This window comes from Streptomyces sp. 13-12-16 (assembly GCF_002114215.1).
In the GTDB taxonomy this organism is placed as follows: Bacteria; Actinomycetota; Actinomycetes; order Streptomycetales; family Streptomycetaceae; genus Streptomyces.
Window position 1 is genome coordinate 765 of record NZ_NCTE01001406.1, and the last position, 2,168, is coordinate 2,932.

Genomic DNA, 2,168 nt, shown 5'->3' on the forward strand with positions numbered 1-2,168 from the left:
AGCGGGACAGCTCGCTGGGGAGGCTGCGGTACGCCCTGTCGCCGGTGGTGTTCGCGGGTGGGCCGCGTGACTGGGCGCGGGCGCCGGGGCGTTGGGGAGCCGATCCGGCCCGGTGGGTCTGAGGGACCGCACGGGGTTTCACTCAACGGCGTCGGCCAGGTGCCTCCCCCGGAGGGGTGCCCCGGCGCCCGCCCCCTCGGCTACAACTCGGACGGGGGCACCTCCATCGCCCTTGAGGCACTGGGGGAGGCACGATCGCCCGCGGCTACGACGACGTGACTGCCCGCGGTCGAGGGGCGGGCGTAGGCCCGGCGGCGTGGTCGCCCGTCGTCGAGGCGGTGCGGTCGTCCGTGATGGGGTGGGGCACGGGCTTGCCCGCTTCTGTACGGCCTTGTGAAGATCCTGGGGTGAGTCTGATGAGAACCAGGGTCGGCGCGGACGGTGCGCGAAGGAGCGGGCGGGGGCGGGCCGTTGCCGTGCTCGTGCTGGTGGCGCTCGGGGCGGTGATACCGCTGTTCGGTCCCTCGGCCGCGCTGCGGGGGACCGGGGAGGCCGATGCGCCCGGTACCGGGGGGATCGGCCTGTTGCGGGCGGTGCTGTTCGCGGCGTTGTCCATACCCGTCGGCGAGTTGTTCGTGCGGCGGCTGGCGCGTTCCGTGCCCGGTGCTCCGCCCAACGCGCCCCGCGGTTGGTCGACCGCGGCGAACTCCGTCGGCTTCGTGGCCGCCCTCGGACTGGCCTCCGTGGTGGCCACCGGCAACCTGGTGCCCGGCGGCCTCGCCGACATCGACGTCGGCGGTCTCTACGACTCCAGGGACGGCAAGCTCGCCCTCCTGGAGGTCAACGCCTTCCTCGCGGCGGCCCTGTGCGCGGCGTCCGGCCGTCCCGGCACCCAGGTGTGGCCGCTGGCCGCGGTGATGGCCGCGGAGGCGCTGCGCGCGCATCCGACGACCGAGTACAGCCCGCTCGTCGGCTCCGGGCTGACCCTGGTGCACCTGGTCTGCGCGTCGCTCTGGGTGGGCGGTCTGCTGTACGCGCTGCGCACCCTGCGGCTGTGGCGGGGAGCGGAGGCGGGCGCCGCGCTGCTGGGGCGCTACGCGCGCGTGGCGGCCGTCCTGCTCGCCGCCGTCACCGCGACGGGCGTGTGCAGTTCGCTGCGCCGGATGCCGCCGGAGACGATCCTGGAGCAGTTGACGGACACGGCGTACGGGCGGGTCCTGCTCGCCAAGGTGGTCCTGATGGCCGGGGTCGCCGTCCTCGCCCTGTGGGCCCGGGTCCGGCTGGCCCGCGCGCGGGATCCGCTGACCGCCTGTTCCCCCGCGCGGGCGGAGGTGTACGCGCTCGGCGTGGTGGTCGCGGTGTCGGGGCTGCTGACGGCGCTTCCGGTGCCGATCCGCTGGTGAACGGGGGTTCCCGGCCCGTACGGGTGTTCCCGGCGACCGGGTGTGCGGGCCGTGCGGAGGAGCCTGACGGACGGCGGTGTCGGTCCCGGCCCGTATCCTCGTGAACCATGCTCGATGACCTCACGACCGCAGCGTCCTCCCCCACCGTGTGGCCGGCCGCGTATCCGCAGGGGTACGCGGTCGTCGACGTGGAGACCACGGGGCTGGCCCGGGACGACCGCATCATCTCCGCGGCCGTCTACCGGCTGGACGCGCGCGGCGAGGTCGAGGACCACTGGTACACGGTGGTCAATCCGGAGCGGGACCCGGGCCCGGTGTGGATACACGGCCTGACGAGCGACGTGCTGGAGGGGGCGCCCCTCTTCCAGGACATCGCCGCGGAGTTCGCGGCCCGGCTGGAGGGGCGGGTGCTGGTCGCGCACAACGCGGTCTTCGACTGGCAGATGATCGCCCGGGAGTACGCCCGCGCGCGGAGCGAGGCGCCGGTGAAGCAGCGGCTGTGCACCATCGCCCTCTCCAAGGAGCTGAAGCTCCCGCTGCCCAACCACAAGCTGGAGTCGCTCGCCGCGCACTTCGGTGTCGTACAGCGGCGGGCGCACCACGCGCTGGACGACGCGCGGGTGCTGGCGGAGGCGTTCCGGCCCAGTCTGCGGGCCGCGGCGGCCGGCGGCGTACGGCTGCCGCTGCACGAGTGCCTGCCGCTGACCGAGTGGACGGACCGTCCCCGCAGCGGGCAGCAGGCGGGCCCCGGCGGCTACCGGCCGG

Annotated in this window: 2 protein-coding genes and 1 pseudogene; all 3 read left to right on the forward strand. The window is 74.8% G+C overall.

What is annotated here, in order from left to right; genetic code table 11:
• Positions 1-122 (forward strand): annotated as a pseudogene (locus B7767_RS48925) (acyl-CoA transferase); the annotation flags it as partial.
• 294 nt (positions 123-416) lie between these two features.
• Positions 417-1,403: a CopD family protein gene (locus B7767_RS41670; RefSeq protein WP_085576378.1), complete on the forward strand. Its 987-nt coding sequence runs from the start codon at positions 417-419 to the stop codon at positions 1,401-1,403.
• 107 nt (positions 1,404-1,510) lie between these two features.
• Positions 1,511-2,168 (forward strand): exonuclease domain-containing protein (locus tag B7767_RS41675; RefSeq protein WP_085576379.1); only part of this gene is annotated, 658 nt, incomplete at its 3' end.

Bases quoted from the DNA above. Each gene is read 5' to 3' on its own strand.
- B7767_RS41670 (WP_085576378.1), top strand. From the start codon at position 417: ATGAGAACCAGGGTCGGCGCGGACGGTGCGCGAAGGAGCGGGCGGGGG.